The sequence below is a fragment of the Pseudomonas sp. RIT288 genome, assembly GCF_000631985.1.
GTDB lineage: Bacteria > Pseudomonadota > Gammaproteobacteria > Pseudomonadales > Pseudomonadaceae > Aquipseudomonas.
Window position 1 is genome coordinate 1 of the sequence record NZ_JFYN01000032.1, and the last position, 1,209, is coordinate 1,209.

Below are 1,209 nucleotides of genomic sequence, written 5' to 3' on the forward strand. Positions count from 1 at the left end.
CGGCTTCGATGGTGATGATGGAGCCATTGCTCAACGTCACAGTCACCGGAGTACCGGCTGGATTGGTCAGGGTCGCGGTGTAGACGATAGAACCGCCCTCGGCCACGGTACCGGTCGCACTGAGCGACAGGTTGGTGGTGTCGACGGTGTCGGTGACGTTGGTGCTGACAGGAGTTTTGTCGGCGACGAGGTTTTCGTAGTTGCCGCCGCTCACGTCAGTGATCGCGTTAGTCAGCGGTTCGTGACCGTTCAGCGCATCGTTCGGCGCGGTGGTGGTCACGGTGCCGGTGGTCTTGCCGACTTCGATGGTGATGTTCTGACCATTGGCCAAGGTCACCACGACTGGCGAACCGGTAACGGGGGCGCCAACGGTAGCGGTGTAGGTGACGGTGCCACCTTCAGCAGCGGATTCGGTCGCGGTCAGTTTGACCGTGGTGGTGTCAATGGTGTCAGTGACTTCAGTGACGGCTGGAGCAGTGCTTGGCACCAGATTCTCGAAGTTGCCGCCGGACGCATCCTTGATAGTGACTTCGACCTTGCCGGCGTCTTTGTAAACGTCATCGGCAGGCGCTGGAACCGTCACGGTGCCGGTGGTTTTACCGGCTTCGATGGTGATGATGGAGCCATTGCTCAACGTCACAGTCACCGGAGTACCGGCTGGATTGGTCAGGGTCGCGATGTAGACGATAGAACCGCCTTCGGCCACTGTGCCGGTAGCGGTCAGCGACAGGTTGGTGGTGTCGACGGTGTCGGTGACGTTGGTCGAAACCGGGGTTTTGTCGGCGACGAGGTTTTCGTAGTTGCCGCCAGTCACGTCAGTGATCGAGTTGGTCAGTGGCTCGTGACCGTTCAGCGCATCGTTCGGCGCGGTGGTGGTCACGGTGCCGGTGGTTTTACCCACTTCGATGGTGATGGTCTGGCCGTTGGCCAACGTGACAGTCACAGGCGACCCGGTGACAGGCGCGCCAACGGTCGCGGTGTAGGTGACAGTGCCGCCTTCAGCTACAGAAGTGTCGGCGGTCAGTTTGACGGTCGAGGTATCGATGGTGTCGGTAACCTCGGTAACAGCCGGAACGGTGCTCGGTACGAGATTCTCGAAGTTGCCGCCGGACGCATCCTTGATAGTGACTTCGACCTTGCCGGCGTCTTTGTAAACGTCATCGGCAGGCGCTGGAACAGTCACGGTGCCGGTAGTTTTACCCGCGTCGA

The 1,209-nt window shown here is 60.2% G+C and carries 1 protein-coding gene; it reads right to left on the reverse strand.

The features are described from left to right. A partial coding sequence (locus BW33_RS18835) for an immunoglobulin-like domain-containing protein (protein ID WP_047600428.1) occupies positions 1-1,209 on the reverse strand: 1,209 nt, incomplete at both ends.